The 18072-nt window shown below is 33.8% G+C and carries 16 protein-coding genes and 1 pseudogene; 12 read left to right on the top strand and 5 right to left on the bottom strand.

Annotation, left to right across the window (positions count from 1 at the left end; all coding sequences use genetic code 11):
* Positions 1-209: 209 nt before the first annotated feature.
* Complete coding sequence (locus tag QRY57_RS26765) at positions 210-1088, top strand: radical SAM/SPASM domain-containing protein (protein ID WP_286016551.1); 879 nt, start codon at positions 210-212, stop codon at positions 1086-1088.
* A 103-nt stretch (positions 1089-1191) separates the two neighbouring features.
* On the opposite strand, the gene guaC is transcribed toward QRY57_RS26765, so the two are convergent.
* Positions 1192-2175, bottom strand: a complete 984-nt coding sequence (guaC, locus tag QRY57_RS26760) for a GMP reductase (RefSeq protein ID WP_208016680.1) — start codon at positions 2173-2175, stop codon at positions 1192-1194.
* A 298-nt stretch (positions 2176-2473) separates the two neighbouring features.
* Positions 2474-3547 carry a DctP family TRAP transporter solute-binding subunit gene (locus tag QRY57_RS26755; protein WP_286016550.1) on the bottom strand — a complete coding sequence of 358 codons (1074 nt, stop codon included), beginning with the start codon at positions 3545-3547 and terminating at the stop codon, positions 2474-2476.
* Between the two features lie 87 nt (positions 3548-3634).
* Between QRY57_RS26755 and QRY57_RS26750 the strand changes: the two genes are divergently transcribed.
* The 6 genes from QRY57_RS26750 to QRY57_RS26725 all read left to right on the top strand — a co-directional run bounded on the left by QRY57_RS26750 (position 3635) and on the right by QRY57_RS26725 (position 10198).
* Entirely contained in the window at positions 3635-5236 is a 1602-nt protein-coding gene (locus QRY57_RS26750; RefSeq protein WP_026592139.1) for an ATP-binding protein, read from the top strand.
* On the top strand, positions 5226-5924 hold the full coding sequence (locus tag QRY57_RS26745; RefSeq protein WP_026592138.1) for a response regulator: 699 nt from the start codon (positions 5226-5228) through the stop codon (positions 5922-5924). Before QRY57_RS26750 ends, QRY57_RS26745 begins: the two co-directional genes overlap by 11 nt.
* 125 nt (positions 5925-6049) lie before the next feature.
* Positions 6050-7327 (top strand): C4-dicarboxylate transporter DctP, encoded by a 1278-nt coding sequence (dctP, locus tag QRY57_RS26740; RefSeq protein ID WP_026592137.1) that lies wholly within the window; start codon positions 6050-6052, stop codon positions 7325-7327.
* Positions 7328-7490: 163 nt separating this feature from the next.
* Positions 7491-8936: a DEAD/DEAH box helicase gene (locus QRY57_RS26735; RefSeq protein ID WP_286016549.1), complete on the top strand. Its 1446-nt coding sequence runs from the start codon at positions 7491-7493 to the stop codon at positions 8934-8936.
* 106 nt (positions 8937-9042) lie between these two features.
* Positions 9043-9594, top strand: a complete 552-nt coding sequence (locus tag QRY57_RS26730; RefSeq protein ID WP_286016548.1) for a sigma-70 family RNA polymerase sigma factor — start codon at positions 9043-9045, stop codon at positions 9592-9594.
* Positions 9584-10198, top strand: a complete 615-nt coding sequence (locus QRY57_RS26725; protein WP_090692791.1) for a hypothetical protein — start codon at positions 9584-9586, stop codon at positions 10196-10198. The genes QRY57_RS26730 and QRY57_RS26725 overlap by 11 nt, the downstream gene beginning before the upstream one ends.
* A 122-nt stretch (positions 10199-10320) precedes the next feature.
* Here QRY57_RS26725 and QRY57_RS26720 read toward each other — a convergent pair whose 3' ends face one another.
* A complete protein-coding gene (locus QRY57_RS26720; RefSeq protein ID WP_026592133.1) occupies positions 10321-10881 on the bottom strand; it encodes a DUF1836 domain-containing protein in 561 nt (186 codons plus the stop codon).
* 154 nt (positions 10882-11035) lie between these two features.
* Here QRY57_RS26720 and trhA point away from each other — a divergent pair, with 154 nt between their 5' ends.
* On the top strand, positions 11036-11683 hold the full coding sequence (gene trhA / locus QRY57_RS26715; protein ID WP_208016676.1) for a PAQR family membrane homeostasis protein TrhA: 648 nt from the start codon (positions 11036-11038) through the stop codon (positions 11681-11683).
* Between the two features lie 143 nt (positions 11684-11826).
* On the opposite strand, the gene QRY57_RS26710 is transcribed toward trhA, so the two are convergent.
* Positions 11827-12240, bottom strand: coding sequence for a hypothetical protein (locus tag QRY57_RS26710; protein ID WP_286016547.1), 414 nt, complete (start codon positions 12238-12240; stop codon positions 11827-11829).
* 481 nt (positions 12241-12721) lie between these two features.
* On the opposite strand from QRY57_RS26710, the gene QRY57_RS26705 reads away from it, so the two are divergent.
* Together QRY57_RS26705 and QRY57_RS26695 are read left to right on the top strand one after the other, a co-directional pair.
* Positions 12722-13312, top strand: coding sequence for an AmiS/UreI family transporter (locus QRY57_RS26705; protein ID WP_026592130.1), 591 nt, complete (start codon positions 12722-12724; stop codon positions 13310-13312).
* A gap of 351 nt (positions 13313-13663) precedes the next feature.
* Positions 13664-14734 (top strand): nitric oxide synthase oxygenase, encoded by a 1071-nt coding sequence (locus tag QRY57_RS26695; RefSeq protein ID WP_098962580.1) that lies wholly within the window; start codon positions 13664-13666, stop codon positions 14732-14734.
* Between the two features lie 105 nt (positions 14735-14839).
* Here QRY57_RS26695 and QRY57_RS26690 read toward each other — a convergent pair.
* Positions 14840-15010 (bottom strand): annotated as a pseudogene (locus QRY57_RS26690) (MFS transporter); the annotation flags it as partial.
* A gap of 207 nt (positions 15011-15217) precedes the next feature.
* On the opposite strand from QRY57_RS26690, the gene QRY57_RS26685 reads away from it, so the two are divergent.
* The gene (locus tag QRY57_RS26685; RefSeq protein ID WP_286016546.1) at positions 15218-16993 is read left to right on the top strand and encodes a sensor histidine kinase; all 1776 of its coding nucleotides are present in this window, start codon (positions 15218-15220) and stop codon (positions 16991-16993) included.
* Positions 16968-17708 (top strand): LytR/AlgR family response regulator transcription factor, encoded by a 741-nt coding sequence (locus tag QRY57_RS26680; RefSeq protein WP_026592127.1) that lies wholly within the window; start codon positions 16968-16970, stop codon positions 17706-17708. Before QRY57_RS26685 ends, QRY57_RS26680 begins: the two co-directional genes overlap by 26 nt.
* The last annotated feature ends 364 nt before the right edge of the window (positions 17709-18072 follow it).

Below are 18072 nucleotides of genomic sequence, written 5' to 3'. Positions count from 1 at the left end.
GATGGCCTTTTTAATATTTTATAATAATTAGAAGAATTATTTGTTTAGATTATAGTGAGATAAGTAAAATCATATGCTTTCAAACAGAGAAAATGGTAAAATTAGTTTCCTTGAATAAGTATGTTTCTATTTATAAAAAATTGTGCTGTAATATTGATAGAACAATATTTCATTTTGTTCTAAGTAGTTAAAGAAGTGGGGAATTGAGGTTGAAAAAGTTTAAGAAGTTTTACTTAGAGATTACAAGTGTATGTAATCTCGCATGTAGCTTTTGTCCGCCAACAGAACGGCAGAAGCAATTTCTTTCTGTGGAGGATTTTTCTAAGAGATTAGACCAAATTAAACCTCACACAGACTACATTTATTTACATGTAAAGGGAGAGCCATTGCTCCATCCTAAAATAGACCAATTGCTGGACTTAAGTCATGAAAAAGGGTTTAAAGTTAATATTACAACAAATGGAACGTTAATTCATAAAAAGAGACATAAATTATTAAATAAACCTGCATTAAGACAAATGAATTTTTCACTTCATAGTTTTGATGGGCATCCAGGATCTGAAGATAAAGAAGGATATGTAAGAAGCATCCTTTCCTTTATTAAAGAAGCAACGAGTCAATCAGAATTAATTGTTTCGCTGAGACTATGGAACCTGACACAAGACAATAAGACGAATCTTGAAATACAAAGAAACAGACAATTGTTAGAAATTATTGAGAAAGAATTTGATTTACCATACAAAATTGAAGAGAAGATCACACCAGGAAGTGGCGTGAAAATTGCAGATCGCATTTTTATTAATCAAGATTACGAATTTCAATGGCCGGCCTTGCATGAAGAAGAGGATGATGGAAAGGGCTTCTGTCATGGTCTTCGAAATCAAGCTGGTATTTTAGCAAACGGAACTGTCATTCCTTGTTGCTTAGATGGTGAGGGAATCATTAATCTTGGAAATATTAATAAGGCCTCATTCTCTGAGATTATCGAAGGGGATAGAGCAAAAAATATTGTAGATGGATTTTCGCGTAGAGTGGCTGTAGAGGAATTATGTAGAAAATGTGGATATCGTAAAAGGTTTGGAAAATAAGAAATGAGATCGCATAAGAAAAATGAGCAAGTACGAAATAAGGTACTTGCTCATTTTTTTCTATAATAATCAATATTTATTCCCCTTAAAGGGCAAATAGAGCTTAATATACTTTATCACCATTAAAGATTGAGTTTTTTACGACAACATAATCTACAGTACGGATTGCATCTAATTTCGTTCCACCAGCATAAGAAATAGACGACTGAAGATCTTGTTCCATTTCAATCAATGTAGCTTCTAAAGATCCTTTATGCTCGACAAACATTTTTTTACCTTCTACGTTTTTCTTTTCACCTTTTTGGAATTCTGAAGCTGAACCAAAGTATTCTTTGTAGAGCTTCCCATCCTTTTCAATTGTTTCTCCTGGAGATTCTTCATGTCCAGCAAATAATGAACCAATCATAACCATAGTTGCACCAAATTTAATTGATTTAGCTATATCACCATGAGTACGAATACCGCCGTCAGCAATAATTGGTTTGCTAGCTGCTTTTGCACACCAGCGAAGTGCAGCCAATTGCCAGCCACCAGTTCCAAAGCCTGTTTTAATTTTTGTAATACATACTTTACCAGGTCCGATTCCTACTTTTGTTGCATCAGCACCAGCGTTTTCTAGTTCTCTTACTGCTTCTGGAGTCCCCACATTTCCTGCGATAACAAAGCTCTCAGGTAAATGTGTTTTAATGTGTTGAATCATTTTTATTACCGCATTGGAATGCCCGTGTGCTATATCGATTGTAATATATTCAGGAGAAAGCTGTTCAGCTGCTAATTGTTGTACAAATTCGTACTCTTCTTCCTTAACGCCAACACTAATAGATGCGATTAATCCACGAGAGTGCATATCTTTAATGAAAGAGATACGCTTCTCTGGCTCAAAACGATGCATGATATAGAAATATCTATTTTCCGCTAAATATACAGCGATTTTTTCATCTATAATTGTTTGCATATTTGCAGGTACGACAGGTAATTTAAATGTATGTTTTCCTAAAGTCACACTTGTATCACACTCAGAACGGCTATTTACTATGCATTTTGCAGGAATTAATTGAATATCTTCATAGTCGAATACTTTTTCCATAGATTACACCCCTAAATACGAATATTTTATTCTTTAGTAAAAGAAAATGTTCGTCCAAAAAATAATGTACATTATTTTTTTTATTAAGTCAAAGATTTTAGTGTTTATTTATCAAATATAGGGGTGAAATTTTAAAATATCATAAATAATACCGAATTAATATGTTGTTTTATCTTTATATTGTTCGTTTTTGAAAGATATATGACTAAAGTTTAATTGATAATGTCAAATAATATTTTGAAATATAATAATGGAATAACAAAAAAAGAAGGGTGCTTAAAATCTCCTTCTTTTTTTGTTATTTATTATCTTCAAGAACTTGATATTTTTCTTTTAATTCTTTTAAATCATTTACCAATTGCTCTCCAATTGTAGGAGCAAGATCTTCGTATATAGGAGATAATGCTTTTTCCCATTCTTTTCTTTCTACATCAGTTAGTGTATGAATTTGGATGGATGAGTTTTGTTTAATAAGTTCAAGTTGTTTTTCATTCATTCGGATGGATTGATGGTTGTTCCATTCGGTTGTTTCTTTCATTGCTTCAAGTAATATTTGCTTCGTTTTTTCCGTTTGTTGATTCCACGTTTTTTGATCCATCATTACAACATAGCCTAAATAACCATGATCACTAATTGTCAAATAGTTTTGAACGTTATAAAATTTTTTAGAGTAGATATTTGAAATTGTATTTTCTTCACCATCAACTTTACCAGTTTCAATTAATTTATATGTAGAGTTAAATGAATCTTGATGTGCATCAACTTTTAATAAATCAAATTGAGATTGGATAACATCACTTTGCATAATGCGAAAGGATTGTCCTTGTATATCTTTAGGGGTATAAATAGGTCCTTTATTTGAAGTAATTTGTTTAAAGCCATTCGACCAATGGGCAAGCCCCTTAATCTTATCTTTTTGTAAGGATTGAAGTAATTGCTCTCCAATTTTTCCGTTTAAGCCTTCTTGAATGGCCTCATAACTTGGAAAGGCAAATGGCAAGTCTAGCACGCCCCATTCGTGAGATAACATTCCAAGTTTTGAGGTAGAAGGGGCAATAAAATGAACTTGTCCAGCTTTTAAAGCGCGAATTTCTTCTATATCAGAATAGAGACTTCCGTTTGGAAAAATTTCTATTTTTATATTACCATTTGATTTTTCGTTAACAAGCTCAGCAAATTTACTAGCTGCAAGTCCTTTAGGTGTATTTTCTGCTACAACATGACTAAATTTGAAAACAATTTGTTTGTTTAGTCCTTCTTGGTCATCATCATATGCAAGTTTCCCTTGGGAAAAAGGACTTTGAAACTTTACAAATAACGCGCTAGTAATTAAAACAATAAAAAGGAGTATAAAAGTAGCTATTTTTTTCATTTTAAACCTCCTCGTGGGTCGTTATTGTAAGCATACCGAGAAGATTTTTATTCGTAAAGGTGCTTTTAGGGGAAAGGGGAACGAACAGTGAAACAATTGCCTATCCGCTGGAAAATTACAATTTTATCCTATGCAGTAGTTATTTTTTCATTACTCATTGGTGGAATTGTTATCATCGCAAATATTCAACAAAAGGAAGAGAAAGAATTAAGAATTAGATCAATGAATACGGCGCGGACAGTGGCGGAATTATCAGATGTAAAGAAATCACTTCAGGAAGCAACGGGGTGGTTTACACTGAACCCGGCTATTGAAAATATACGAGTAATTAATGAAACAGACTATATAGTAGTAATGAATATGGAGCGAATTCGATATTCGCATCCTGTAAAAGAAATGATTGGAAGGCCATCAAAAGGGACGGATGAAGAAGCGGCATTTGCGGAGCATATTTACTTTTCAAAAGCAAAAGGAGAGATAGGTACTGTAATTCGTGCTTTTATGCCTATTAAGGATCAAAATTTAAATCAAATTGGTGTTGTTGTTGTTGGAAATAAAATCCCGAATTTCTGGGAGATTATGCTGGGATTAGCAGAAGAAATTACTTTTATTGTCATATTAACTTTAATATTTGGATTGATGGGTTCATTGATGCTTGCTAATCATATTAAAAAACAGATGTTTCAGTTAGAGCCTTATGAAATTAAACGGATGTTAGAAGAACGAACAGCAACCTTTCATTCGATTAATGAGGGTGTGATTGCAATTGATAATCAAGAGATTATTACTATTTTTAATGAAAAAGCAAAGCAGGTTTTTCATGTAGATGGAAATGTTGTAGGGAAGCCCATTCGTACAGTCTTAAAGGATACAAGACTTCCAGAAATCGTTGAGAGGAATCAGGCAGTATACAATGAAGAGATAAAAGTAAGTGGAAAGGTAATTCTAAGTAATCGCATACCAATCAAGAAAGATAATGAACTGATTGGGGCTGTGGCAATCTTTCAAGATCGCACTGAAGTTACGAAGCTTGCAGAGGAATTAACAGGAGTGAAAACCTTTGTTGAGGCACTTCGAGTACAAAGTCATGAGCATATGAATAAGCTTCATACAATAGCAGGTTTAATTCAACTTGGCAAAGCCGATAAGGCATTACAACTTGCTTTCCACACTTCAGAAGAACAAGGAAGTGTAACAAACTTTTTAAATGAAACGATTAAAAATGATGCTATTGCTGGTCTCCTCTTGAGCAAAGTAAGTCGGGGAAAGGAATTAGGGATACAGGTCGTAATTGACCAAAATAGTTATTTAGAAGTATTTCCTTATCAACTGGATCAACATGATTTCGTTGTATTACTAGGTAACTTAATCGAAAATGCCTTTGGATCATTTGAGCAAACTGAGGTAGAGAATAAAAGAATTGATATTAGTATTGAACAGTCTGAAGATGTATGTGCAATATTAATTGAGGACAATGGATGCGGAATAAAAGAGGAGCATTTACCAAAAGTGTATGAGAAAGGATTTACTGTGAATAAGATTGGTGGAACAGGCTATGGGCTTTTTCTAGTAAAGCAAATTGTTGAAAAGGGAAGAGGAGAGATTAACATTTCATCTTTTCAAGGTGAAGGAACTTCTTTTATCATTACTTTTCCAATGGAGATGGGGGCGGAATTGTATGAAATATAAAGAGGAAATCAAAGTACTATTGGTTGAAGACGATCCGATGGTTCAGGAAGTAAATAAAGAATTTATTAGAAGTGTAAAGGGGTTTCAAGTAGTGGCTGTTGCTAATAATGGCGAGGAGGGGATTAACATCGTTCAAAAAGTGAATCCAGATCTCGTTATTTTAGATATTTTTATGCCGAAAAAGGATGGTATTAAGGTATTACAGGAATTTAGAAAACTTGAGTTAGAAACAGATGTAATCGTTGTTTCTGCTGCAAAAGATAGGGAAACGATTAAACTTATGCTTCAAAATGGGGCAATGGATTATATTATTAAGCCTTTTAAGCTATACCGAATTCAACAAGCATTAGAAAAATATCGACGATATAGAATGAGTTTGAAGGAAACTGGGGCGATTTCGCAGGAACAGCTGGATTTATTATTATATTCTGGACGTTCTAAGAAAACAGCAAGTAATTTGCCAAAGGGATTAAACGAGTTTACATTGAATGAAATCGAAGAATATGTAAAAAAACAAGATGAACCTCGTTCTGCAGAGGAGGTAGCAAGTGCAATTGGAATAGCTAGAGTTACTGCTCGGCGCTACTTGGATTATTTAGAAAAAAGAGGTTTGATTCATTTAGCAGTTCAATATGGAGGGATTGGGAGACCAGTCAATCGTTATGTGTATCGTGATGTAGAAAAGTGAGACCAAAATGACCAAAATATTCGTTATGACCATAAACTTCTCACCTTTTATTGGAAACGCTATCATTATGTAAAACATAAGGATGGGAAAGTTTTTAAACGTGAAGAAGGGGAGGAGAGTTAAAGGTGAAACGACTATTTAAAAATTTAACATTTCAAGTATTAACAGCGATTGCACTCGGTGTATTAGTTGGGCTTATATGGCCAAGTGTTGGGAAGGAAATGAAGCCGATAGGCGATACGTTTATTAATGCTGTAAAAATGGTAATTGCGCCAATTATTTTCTTAACAATTGTACTTGGTATTGCCAAAATGGGAGATATGAAGAAGGTTGGTAAGGTTGGGGGAAAAGCTTTTATTTATTTTGAGGTTGTGACAACATTTGCACTTATTGTTGGATTAATCGTTGTAAATGTTATGAAGCCAGGTTCAGGCCTTAACTTTAATGAACTTGCAAAAGGAGACGTATCTAAATATACACAAGGCGGGGGACAGGGTATTAATTGGATTGATTTTATTACTCATATTGTTCCTTCGAATATGGTTGATGCGTTTGCTAAGGGTGATATTTTACAGGTATTATTCTTTTCGATTTTATTTGGTGTTGGGCTAGCTGCACTTGGAGAAAAGGGAAAATCGGTGATTGATTTCCTAGACAAGCTTTCCCACGTATTTTTTAACATTATTGGCTATGTAATGAAGGCAGCACCAATTGGGGCATTTGGTGCTATGGCATATACAATCGGTCACTTTGGGCTAGCTTCGCTTGTGCCACTGGGGAAATTAATGATGTCAGTATATATAACGATGTTTCTATTCGTGTTTGTTGTCTTAAATATTATTTGTAAGATATATGGTTTTAGCTTATGGAATTATTTGAAATTTATTCGAGATGAAATATTAATTGTATTAGGAACAAGTTCTTCGGAATCTGTACTTCCTAGAATGATGAATAAGATGGAGCGATATGGCTGTTCAAAATCTGTTGTTGGCCTTGTTATTCCGACTGGTTATTCTTTTAACTTGGATGGTACGTCTATTTATTTATCCATGGCAGTTGTCTTTTTAGCACAAGTATTTGGTGTCGATTTAACAATTGGGCAGCAAATCACTATTATTTTAGTACTTATGTTAACGTCTAAAGGCGCTGCTGGTGTAACAGGAAGTGGATTTATTGTGTTAGCATCTACTTTAGCGGCACTAAAGGTTATTCCTTTAGAAGGATTGGCATTACTTCTTGGTGTCGATCGTTTTATGAGTGAGGGAAGAGCGATTGTAAACTTAATTGGGAATGGAATTGCTACAATCGTTGTGGCAAAAAGTGAAAATGAATTTGATGAAACAAGGCATGCAGAGGCAATTTCTGATATGAAAGTATTGAAGGAGACGAAGGAAGCTGTATAGGATAGGAAGGCAGACTTAATAATAAGTCTGCTTTTTATTTTGAAATATATATTAATCCCGATTTGAGGGTGGATTCAAGTATAATGAAATAATGCATATGATATTTACACAATGGTGAAAAATACATAAAAGAATATACTATATAACAAAATGAGGTTAGTACATGAGTAAAAGAAGTTTTAAAGATTACGCATTAAGTAAGGAAATTGTAAGAGCACTTACTAGCTTGAAATATGAGCAACCAACAGAAGTTCAAGGGAAAGTCATCCCAGTTGCACTAGAAAAGAAAGATCTTGTTGTGAAATCACAAACGGGAAGCGGGAAGACAGCTTCTTTTGGTATCCCACTTTGTGAAATGGTCAAATGGGAAGAAAATAAGCCGCAAGCATTAATACTTACACCAACGAGGGAACTTGCTGTGCAAGTAAAAGGGGATATCACGAATATAGGAAGGTTTAAAAGGATTAAGGCAACAGCTGTTTATGGAAAATCACCTTTTGCACGTCAAAAATTAGAATTAAAGCAGAAAACACATATTGTTGTTGGAACTCCTGGACGTGTGTTAGATCATATTGAAAAGGGAACTTTTTCTTTAGAGCGTCTGAAATATTTAGTGATTGATGAGGCAGATGAGATGCTAAATATGGGATTTATCGATCAAGTAGAAGCAATCATTGATGAATTACCTATAAATCGAATGACAATGCTATTTTCTGCTACATTACCAGAAGACGTTGAAAATTTATCTCGTACATATATGAAGTCGCCAATTAACATTGAGATTAAAGCATCTGGTATTACGACAGATAAAATTGAACATAGTCTTTTGAATGTGAGAGAGGAAGAAAAGTTTTCACTTTTAAAAGATATAACTATAGTTGAAAATCCAGATAGCTGTATTGTTTTCTGTCGTACACAAGAAAACGTAGACCATGTATTTAGACAGTTAAAACGCTCTGGATACCCTTGTGATAAGATTCATGGCGGCATGGTACAAGAAGATCGCTTTGCAGTAATGGATGACTTTAAAAGAGGGAAATTCCGTTATTTAGTTGCGACAGATGTAGCGGCGCGAGGAATTGATATTGAGAATATTACTCATGTTATTAATTATGATATTCCATTAGAAAAAGAAAGTTATGTACACCGGACAGGAAGAACAGGACGTGCTGGTAATAGTGGAAAAGCAATTACATTCGTAACGCCTTATGAAGATAGATTCTTGACTGAAATTGAAGAATATATTGGTTTTGAGATTCTACAAATAGATGCTCCATCAAAAGAGGATGTTACAAAAGGAAAGATAGCTTTTGAAGAAAAAATAAATGCTAAACCAATTATGAAAAAAGAGAAGAATGTAGGATTAAATAAAGATATTATGAAGCTGTACTTTAACGGTGGGAAGAAAAAGAAGATTCGAGCGATAGATTTTGTCGGTACAATTGCTAAAATCCCAGGTGTCACAGCAGATGATATAGGAATTATTACAATACAAGATAATGTTTCTTATGTTGATATATTAAATGGTAAAGGTCCTCTTGTCTTAAAAGTGATGAAGAATACGACGATAAAAGGTAAGCAGTTAAAAGTTCACGAGGCGATTAAGTAAATGGAACTACCCATCTAACAGGTGGGTAGTTTTTTTATGAAAAATAAGGAAATCATGTAAGAATATATTTATTACATTCGTATATATAAGTGAAGGGGGAGCGAATATGGATGATAGGGAATTAGTAGATGAAATAAAAAAACAAAATACAGAAGCATTGGATCAATTGATTCTTCAATATAGTAAGTTGATTTATGGAGTAATTGGAAGTGTATTAGGGGAGCGCCATGAAAGAGTAGAAATTGAAGAGTGCTATAACGATGTTCTCCTCATACTTTGGTATAAAATAGACAGCTTTCAAATTAAAAAAGGACAGCTTAAGAACTGGATTATTTCTATTGCAAAGTTTAAGGCGCTAGATTATAAAAGGAAACTTAAGCAAAAGCATATTGAACAAACAATAGAGCAACTGATTCTACAAGATGATGGAGATGTAGAAAAAGTATTACTCAAAGAAGAGGAAAAAGAGTTTGTTTTACAAGCAATTCATCAGCTAGATGATGTAGACCATAATATTTTTTATCGAAGGTATATTGCTGATGAGAGTATAGAGGATATTTCAAAAGAACTACATATGAGTACAAGTGCAGTGTATACAAGATTATCAAGGGGAAAGCAAAAATTAAAAAGAGTAATGGAGGGGTATTATGAATTGTGAAAACTATAGTATCGATCAAATTGTTTTCGAGCAGTGGGATGAACAAGAAATATCCCAATTTGAAGCAATAGGGGAGCGCCTTATTGGGAATTTGGAGAATAAGAAAAAAGATATTAGAAAACGAATTGCTAGAGAAAATTTTAAAGAGATAGAAGAAAAGGCAAATAATGAATTAGAAGAAAACGAATTTATCGAATTACAATTTCAAGCACAAGCTACAGGCGGCCATCATTTGGGCGCAATTATGTGTTCAGCAGACTACGCTGTAATGCCATTAGCGCTTATGGATGTAGGAAGTCGATTCGTCGTTTTTGGAACAAGACATAAAATTATGATTTATGAAGTAAAGGAGCTTTATCAAATTCAAAGGGCATATATTATTGATTATGATGATATCTTTAAATACTATTACAAAATAAGAAAAGACTATACGGTATTATGTTTTAAAGCTAAAAAGGACAAGTATAATCAATTAAGAGAATGTTCGAGCTGGATGTTGTATGGGTATTTACAAGGAAGAATTAATATGGTTATTAATAACTCAGATAGAGATGTTATAGCTAAGTATTTTGATAGAGAGATCCATTCGAAAAGAGACCATTAAAAAGGATTTACAAAGAAAGAAAATGAAATGTATGTGCATCGTCATGTATCTGAATTTTTAGATCGCTATCAGTAAAAATTCTATGAAGAAGAGCCATCGAAATAGATGGCTCTTCTTTATGTTTAAGAGTTCTTTAAATCATCAACTAATTTCTCTGCTAAGCGTCTATACATATTGCTCATTGTTACAAATGAGGTTAGCAGTAAGAATTTTTCCAACTCTTTATCTTCAAATGGAGTAGTAGCTTTTAACTCAGCTAATCGGTTATCTACGTCTTTTTTAAAGTTTTCAACATTTATTTTTGTAAGTTCAAGATAATCTTTATAGAGGGTGTCTAGTTCAAAAGTATCTTCGTTTATTATTTTCTCGTTGAGATTTGCCAAAGCACTTTTAATATCATTAATTGAGAGGGCGCCTTTTAATTGATAAATTAAACTAATTAAAATCATATGTTCTTTTGAGTATTTTTTATTTTTTATGGGGATGAACAATTTTCCTTTTGCGTAGTTATTAATCATCGTTTTTGTAAGCACTTTTTCATCTTCTGTTCGTGTTGTATTACCGTAGCTGTTTTCAAATAGTTGGACCACTTGATCTACATATAAATCCACATTAGGGATATCTTCAAGCGTAATGTTTTTTTCTAAATGTAATGTTTCGAGTAAGTTCTTTATGTTTTCCATATAAACCCTCACTTTTGTAGGAATAATGTACACTTTATCTTTTAATATGGTATTACGAAACAAATGAATTGTAAATGTTGACCTTTATATATATTGTGTATATAATTACATGTAGTTATCAAAACTACATGTAATTATATGAGGAGTTGTTAATGTGAATACTTATGTGAGGGAGCCGATTAATGCGTTTACCCATCTAGGGGGTGCCGTTTTATCATTTGTTGCTTTACTAGCTATGCTTGTAAAAGTCTCTGTAAAAATGCCATCTGTTTCTACAATTTCAGCGGTGATTCTATTTGGAGTAGGGATGATGATTCTTTACGCAGCTTCGACCGTGTATCACAGTGTTGTAGCAAGTGAACGTGTTATTTATTTCTTTAGAAAACTGGATCATTCTATGATTTTCATCTTAATTGCAGGCACATATGCACCTTTTTGTTTAATTACATTAGAAACTGCAAATGGTTTGCTATTATTCGTCTTAGTTTATGTAACCGCTGTGTGTGGTATCGTTTTTAAAATGTTTTGGTTTAATTGTCCAAGGTGGTTATCAACAGCAATTTATCTTATGATGGGATGGTTAATCGTTTTATTCTTTGCACCGCTATCGGAAAATCTAAGTATAGAGGGTATGTTGTTTTTAGTAATTGGTGGCGTTTTTTATACGATTGGTGGATTTATTTACGGAGCAAAACCAAAATGGCTAGAATTTAAATATATGGGGCATCATGAAATTTTTCATGTTTTTGTGCTATTAGGTAGTCTTGCCCACTTTATATGTGTATATTGTTATGTTATTTAGTTGAATTAATAAATTTTATTTATGTAAAGGTTACATATCGAGAGGTATGTGGCCTTTTTAGTAGGAAGGGTATGGGGGACGGCAAACTTAGAATCAACCGAAGATAAGGTGATGCTAAGTTTGCTCAATTAAGTGCGCGTTCATTACAGGATTTGATGAGGAATATATCCTTGATGAACTCGAACGAGTTGCTTATGATATACTTTATCACCTTCTTGACCTGTAGATGAAGATGAGCTGCGTCCGAAGCAATTTGTAATAATATTGGAATGATCGAAGTGAGTGATACGAATTTCATAAAGATTAATTTTATCATCTAAATCTGCATATAAAACTGCTAAATTTCCACAATCCAAGTAGTATGGGAAAGTTACCACTTTATTTTCTCCAACTAGAATTGGTAGTTGTACTGGATTAGAATGGTTGGACCAATCTAATATCTCTACATTAATAGAATGTGCATAATTTCTATCCAAGTTTACAATATTTATTTGGATAGAAGCTGTTTGTGGTTCACGTGTTAATACACCTGTTGAGTGGACTACTTGTTTAGGCATATGATCTCCCCTTTCATAAAACATAAATTTTTAGCTTACGATATTTTATGATAGAGATGTTAGTTTGCTATAAGGAAAATGATTGATTCTACTTATTTCTAAAAGAAATGGGCGGAGAATAATATAGGTTTTTGAATTTTATTCCAGTGTCTTTGACATTTATTTTTAGAGGTAATGCTGTTATGATGATGTTATTGTTTTCAGAGTGTGTTATATGAACTGGATTTTAGTTACTGTTAGAAAGAAATATACTATTTTGAAAACGTTTTAATTATATGATACAGTGATTGCATTCCTTGGCTTTCTTTCTGTTTTAAGGTAGGAAGTCTGACTTATTTTTAGATAAAAAAAGTTAGTACACATGAAATAATAGTTGTGTCCTGTGTATGCAATTTGAAATGGGTAGGACAATATCACTAGTAGGATTTTACGTTATAAGGAGGTTAAGGTGTGGAAAAATATGATTTTCACACGAATATATATGGGGTACGTTGGATTATTACTTTCGGGTGCGGTGTTGTTTTTAAATAGTCTCGTTATATTAGGAAAAGCAGAGGAAAAAAGTGCAGGGGTTTTTAATTTATTTGTAGGAGTGCTACAAATTGTAATTCCGTTTTATCTTATTATGATCTCTGATCAAAGTAATTGGACTGTGTATTCATATGCAGCCACTTTCTTATTTGGATTGACTTATTTATATGTAGGTATCACATTTATTACAGGTATGAGTGGTAATGGGCTAGGATGGTTTTCCTTATGGGTAGCAATTGTTGCATTATTCTATATGGTTGTATCGTTTGTTCAATTTCAAGACATCGTTAATGCACTAACTTGGTTTATGTGGGCACTTCTTTGGTATTTATTTTTTGTATTAAACGTACAAAAAAAGAATATAAATCAATACCTTGGAAGAATAGCATTTGTACAATCTTGGGTAACACTTACGTTTCCGTCTCTTCTTTATTTTATGGGAGTATGGGGAACGCAACTTGTATATCAGGTATGGATTTATGTTTCAGTGCTTTCCATTTTATATTTTTGTTATTGCATTTTTAAATATAGAGTACAATAATTGTTTTACACTAAGAGGAGAATTTATACGGATTCTCTTCTTTTTTTATGTGGTAATAAATTTAAGTATAATCATTTATTCAGTCGCCATAGAAATGAAAATAACTGAGGAATGATGAATGTGAAAAAGATATTAGTATTAGGCGAAACAAGGATTTTTGGAAAAGATTAGTAGAAACCCTCTTGCGAGGTGGATATGATGTGACAATTGTAACGCGGGGACTTACGAAAGATTCATTTAATAGTGCTGTTAAATCTTCTAGAGGTGTAGCTTGATTTGGTTTGTTACTACACTTCTTTTTGCTTATACTGTAAAGTAATAGTGTCTTGTTGAAATAGAAGGAGATTGCTTATGAATAAAGTGAAAGAATTAATAGATGAGGCAAGGAAGTTTATTACGACTTGTTATGAAGAGTTAGGTAGAGAGCGGCAAATAGAAGAACGTCTCACTCAAATTGCATCGGAAGTAGAAGCGACAGGAACGTATGAGCATACTTTTGAGGAACTTGTCCATGGTGCACGTATGGCATGGAGAAATAGTAATCGATGTATTGGAAGATTGTTTTGGAATAAAATGCATATATTAGATGCCCGTGAAGTGAATGATGAGGAAGGTGTATATAATGCACTTATTCATCATATTCGATATGCAACGAATAACGGGAAAATTAAACCAACAATTACAATTTTTAAGCAGTATAATGGCGAACAAAATAATATTCGAATTTATAATCATCAGTTGATTCGTTATGCGGGATATGAAACAGAAATGGGAGTGATTGGTGATTCCCATTCAGTTCCATTTACTGCGTTTTGTCAGGAGCTGGGTTGGCATGGGGAAGATACAGGTTTTGATGTATTGCCACTCGTATTTTCTATTGATGGACGAGAACCTGTATATAGAGGAATTCCTAAAGAAGAGGTCAAAGAGGTTGAGATTGAGCATCCGGAATATCCATTTGCATCTTTAGGGGCAAAATGGTATGGAGTACCAATGATTTCAGATATGCGTCTAGAGATTGGGGGTATTTCTTATACCGCTGCTCCTTTTAATGGCTGGTATATGGGAACAGAAATTGGTGCACGTAATTTGGCAGATCATGATCGTTATAATTTACTACCTGCTGTTGCAGAAATGATGAACCTGGATACATCTAGAAACGGTACACTATGGAAAGATAAAGCGTTAGTAGAGTTAAATATAGCTGTTTTACATTCGTTCAAGAAACAGGGAGTAAGTATTGTTGATCACCATACAGCAGCGCAGCAATTTGCACAATTTGAAAAGCAAGAAGCTGCTTGTGGACGCGTTGTGACGGGAAACTGGGTCTGGCTCATTCCACCATTATCGCCGGCTACAACTCATATTTATCACAAACCTTATCCCAATGATATTCTAACTCCAAATTTTTTTCATAAATAATAAAAAAGCATTGAAATGAAGAATTTCAATGCTTTTTTGATTAGGTTTAGTCTAGTACTTTTCCTTTTGCCTCCGGTACACATACTAGCATTGTGATAAGCCCAATTGAATAAATGACATAATAATGAGCCCGAATGTTGTCATTGTTACTTTGTTATTTGAAAATAATTTGCAAAGTGGGAACTTTTTTATATGCTTCAGTGTTTCAAATTCAGCAACTGTTAAAGTGCCCTTTCGTTCCTTTTGGAGTAGTTCTTTCTTATATTCCGACTTCCTTCTCAACCTCACGGGGCTGTGTTAAAGGACTGTAATTATATTGCTTTAGTTTTAGTATTCTTGAGTTTTGTTGTCAGATAAATAATATGTGTTATTTTAAATGCCTTATATTATAAAATTACATGAAATATACGGTGTTCTCCTTGACGGTACCTTCACTATTTTCCGATAATAAAACTAACTAAACAAACAGAGGATGAATTACGGATGCTAGATTTAGTACTTATGATGATTGAGCGCGTTGGATTAATTGTTATATTGGGTTTTTTACTTTCACATATTAAAACATTTCGGCGCATTCTTCATAAACAGGATGGATATAAAGACAAGCTGATGCTTATTTGTATTTTTTCGTTATTTGCAATTCTAAGCAATTACACGGGAATTGAGATTGCAGGGAATACAATTATGAATGAAAATTGGCTGCAAGGTGTTTCTTCATCAAGTACGATTGCCAATACGCGTATTATGGGTGTTGGAATTAGTGGATTATTAGGCGGCCCGATTATCGGAATAGGCGTCGGATTTATTGCTGGTATTCATCGTTATATGCTTGGGGGAACGACAGCTCTTAGCTGTGCAATTTCATCTATTTTGGCAGGAATTATTACTGGTTATATTGGATATATTTTCCAAAAATATAATCGTGTCATTACACCTAAAATGTCAGCTATTTTAAGTGTTTTTATTGTTACTTTAGAAATGGTTATGATTTTGTTTATTGTAGAAGATGGTTTTAATGTTGTAAAAACGATTGCATTACCTATGATTCTTGTAAACAGTTTCGGTAGTTATATTTTACTTTCGATGGTACAAGCTATTTTGCGCCAAGAAGAAAATGCGAGAGCGTTGCAAACACATAAAGTACTACGTATCGCAGATAAGACCCTTCCTTATTTTCGGCAAGGCTTAACGGAGGAATCGTGTAAACATGTGGCACAAATTATCCATCGCTTTACAGGGACAGATGCGGTATCTTTAACCGATACTGAAAAAATATTAGCGCATATTGGGCTAGCATCCGATCATCATATTCCTTCTCATAGTCTAATTACAGGACTATCAAAAGAAGTGTTAAACACAGGGAAAATAATGAAAGCGAAATCGAGGGTGGCTATTAAGTGTCAGCATGAAGGTTGCCCATTACAAGCAGCGGTGGTTATTCCGTTAACGTCACATGGGAATACAATTGGGACATTAAAGCTGTATTTTAAAAACCCGAACCGATTAAGTCGTGTAGAAGAGGAATTAGCAGAAGGATTAGCAAAGATTTTCTCTACACAGCTTGAGTTAGGCGAGGCAGAACTACAAAGTAAATTACTTCAAGATGCAGAAATAAAGGCATTGCAAGCACAAATCAATCCGCACTTTTTATTTAATGCGATTAATACAGTATCAGCTTTATGCCGCACAGATGTAGAAAAGGCAAGGAAGCTGTTATTACAACTTAGCGTTTATTTTCGCTGTAATTTACAGGGAGCACGTCAGTTACTTATTCCATTAGAGCAAGAGCTGAATCATGTACATGCATATTTATCATTAGAACAAGCACGGTTCCCAAATAAATATGAGGTGAAAACGTATATTGAAGAAGGATTACAGACAGTTTTATTGCCACCATTTGTATTACAGTTATTAGTGGAAAATGCACTTCGTCACGCCTTTCCGAAAAAACAACCTATTTGTCAGGTAGAGATTTATGCTCATGCTAAAGGGAACATGGTTCACTTTACAGTGAAAGATAATGGTCAGGGAATTGAACAAGAGCGCTTAGAGCAATTAGGAAAAGCTGTTGTACCATCAAAAAAAGGAACGGGAACAGCTTTATATAACATCAATGAGCGATTAATAGGGTTATTTGGGAAGGGAACAATACTTCATATTAAGAGTGAACTAGAAAAAGGAACAGAGATCTTCTTTGCAATTCCGATTCAAAGTGTAAGGGAGGAAGGAAGTAGTGTTAAAGGTATTAGTAGTAGATGATGAGATGTTAGCAAGAGATGAGTTGAAGTATCTATTACAACGAACAAAGGAAGTTGACGTAATTGAGGAAGCAGATTGTGTAGAAGATGCATTAGAACAGCTGATGGGTAGCAAACCGGATCTTGTTTTTTTAGATATTCAGCTTTCAGATGATAATGGATTTGAGATTGCAAATATATTAAAGAAAATGAAGAACCCGCCGGCCATTGTTTTTGCAACAGCGTATGATCAATATGCGCTGCAAGCATTCGAAGTGGATGCGTTAGACTATATTTTAAAACCATTTGATGAAGAGCGAATTGCACAGACGCTGAAAAAATATAAGAAACGAAAGCAAAGTGAAACAGAGAAAAAGCAAGACGTGAAGGTACCAGACGTAACTGCTGAGATGCATAAGCTTGCGTTGCCAATAGAGGAATCTATTGTACTTGTGAATATTGAAGACATCGTTTATGTAGGGCTCGTTGATGGGAAAGTAACTGTAAAGACGATTCGAGAAACATATGTAACACATGATACACTTGTTATTTTAGAAAAAAAATTACCACAAACAAGTTTTATGCGCGTTCATCGTAGTTTTATTGCGAATATCAATCATATTTCAGAAATACAGCCTTGGTTTAATTCCACTTATAATCTGATTATGAAAGATACTTCCAAAGTACCGGTAAGTCGGACATATGCAAAGGAACTCAAAAAGCTGCTTCGTATTTAAGAAGCAGCGATGGCAAGCATTGCTGTAACAGTAGTTGTTATTCCGATAGTTATGCCATTTATCGGTTAACGGAATATAATTTATAAAAAGTATAAAAGCGAGTTGTTAGTAGAACAGATTTCTATTGATAGCTCGCTTTTTGTGTTACAGTAATGGTAAGACCTATTTTTATACGAGAAAAAAAGAATTTTCCTTAAATCTTCATTAATACTTTATAGAATGCGTTCTGAAAAGGATGATTGTATTGTAAAATAGAAAGTAACAGGATTTATTACACGTTAACAGGCAGTAATATCTAGAGCTTAAATCTAGCGTCAGCAAAAAATTTAAGTAGAGAATAAGTTGCCTGGGAAAGCCCGATTTA

It is taken from the genome of Bacillus arachidis, from assembly GCF_030285945.1.
Lineage (GTDB): Bacteria > Bacillota > Bacilli > Bacillales > Bacillaceae_G > Bacillus_A > Bacillus_A arachidis.
Note: the sequence above shows the minus strand (reverse complement) of the source record. Positions and strands in the feature narration are given on the sequence as shown.

Coding starts and splice junctions, on each gene's coding strand:
- guaC (WP_208016680.1), bottom strand. CDS start 2,175: ATGGAAAAAGTATTCGACTATGAAGATATTCAATTAATTCCTGCAAAA.
- QRY57_RS26735 (WP_286016549.1), top strand. CDS start 7,491: ATGAGTAAAAGAAGTTTTAAAGATTACGCATTAAGTAAGGAAATTGTA.
- QRY57_RS26695 (WP_098962580.1), top strand. CDS start 13,664: ATGAATAAAGTGAAAGAATTAATAGATGAGGCAAGGAAGTTTATTACG.
- QRY57_RS26755 (WP_286016550.1), bottom strand. CDS start 3,547: ATGAAAAAAATAGCTACTTTTATACTCCTTTTTATTGTTTTAATTACT.
- QRY57_RS26745 (WP_026592138.1), top strand. CDS start 5,226: ATGAAATATAAAGAGGAAATCAAAGTACTATTGGTTGAAGACGATCCG.
- QRY57_RS26730 (WP_286016548.1), top strand. CDS start 9,043: ATGGATGATAGGGAATTAGTAGATGAAATAAAAAAACAAAATACAGAA.
- QRY57_RS26725 (WP_090692791.1), top strand. CDS start 9,584: ATGAATTGTGAAAACTATAGTATCGATCAAATTGTTTTCGAGCAGTGG.
- QRY57_RS26720 (WP_026592133.1), bottom strand. CDS start 10,881: ATGGAAAACATAAAGAACTTACTCGAAACATTACATTTAGAAAAAAAC.
- QRY57_RS26710 (WP_286016547.1), bottom strand. CDS start 12,240: ATGCCTAAACAAGTAGTCCACTCAACAGGTGTATTAACACGTGAACCA.
- QRY57_RS26705 (WP_026592130.1), top strand. CDS start 12,722: ATGGGGTACGTTGGATTATTACTTTCGGGTGCGGTGTTGTTTTTAAAT.
- QRY57_RS26685 (WP_286016546.1), top strand. CDS start 15,218: ATGCTAGATTTAGTACTTATGATGATTGAGCGCGTTGGATTAATTGTT.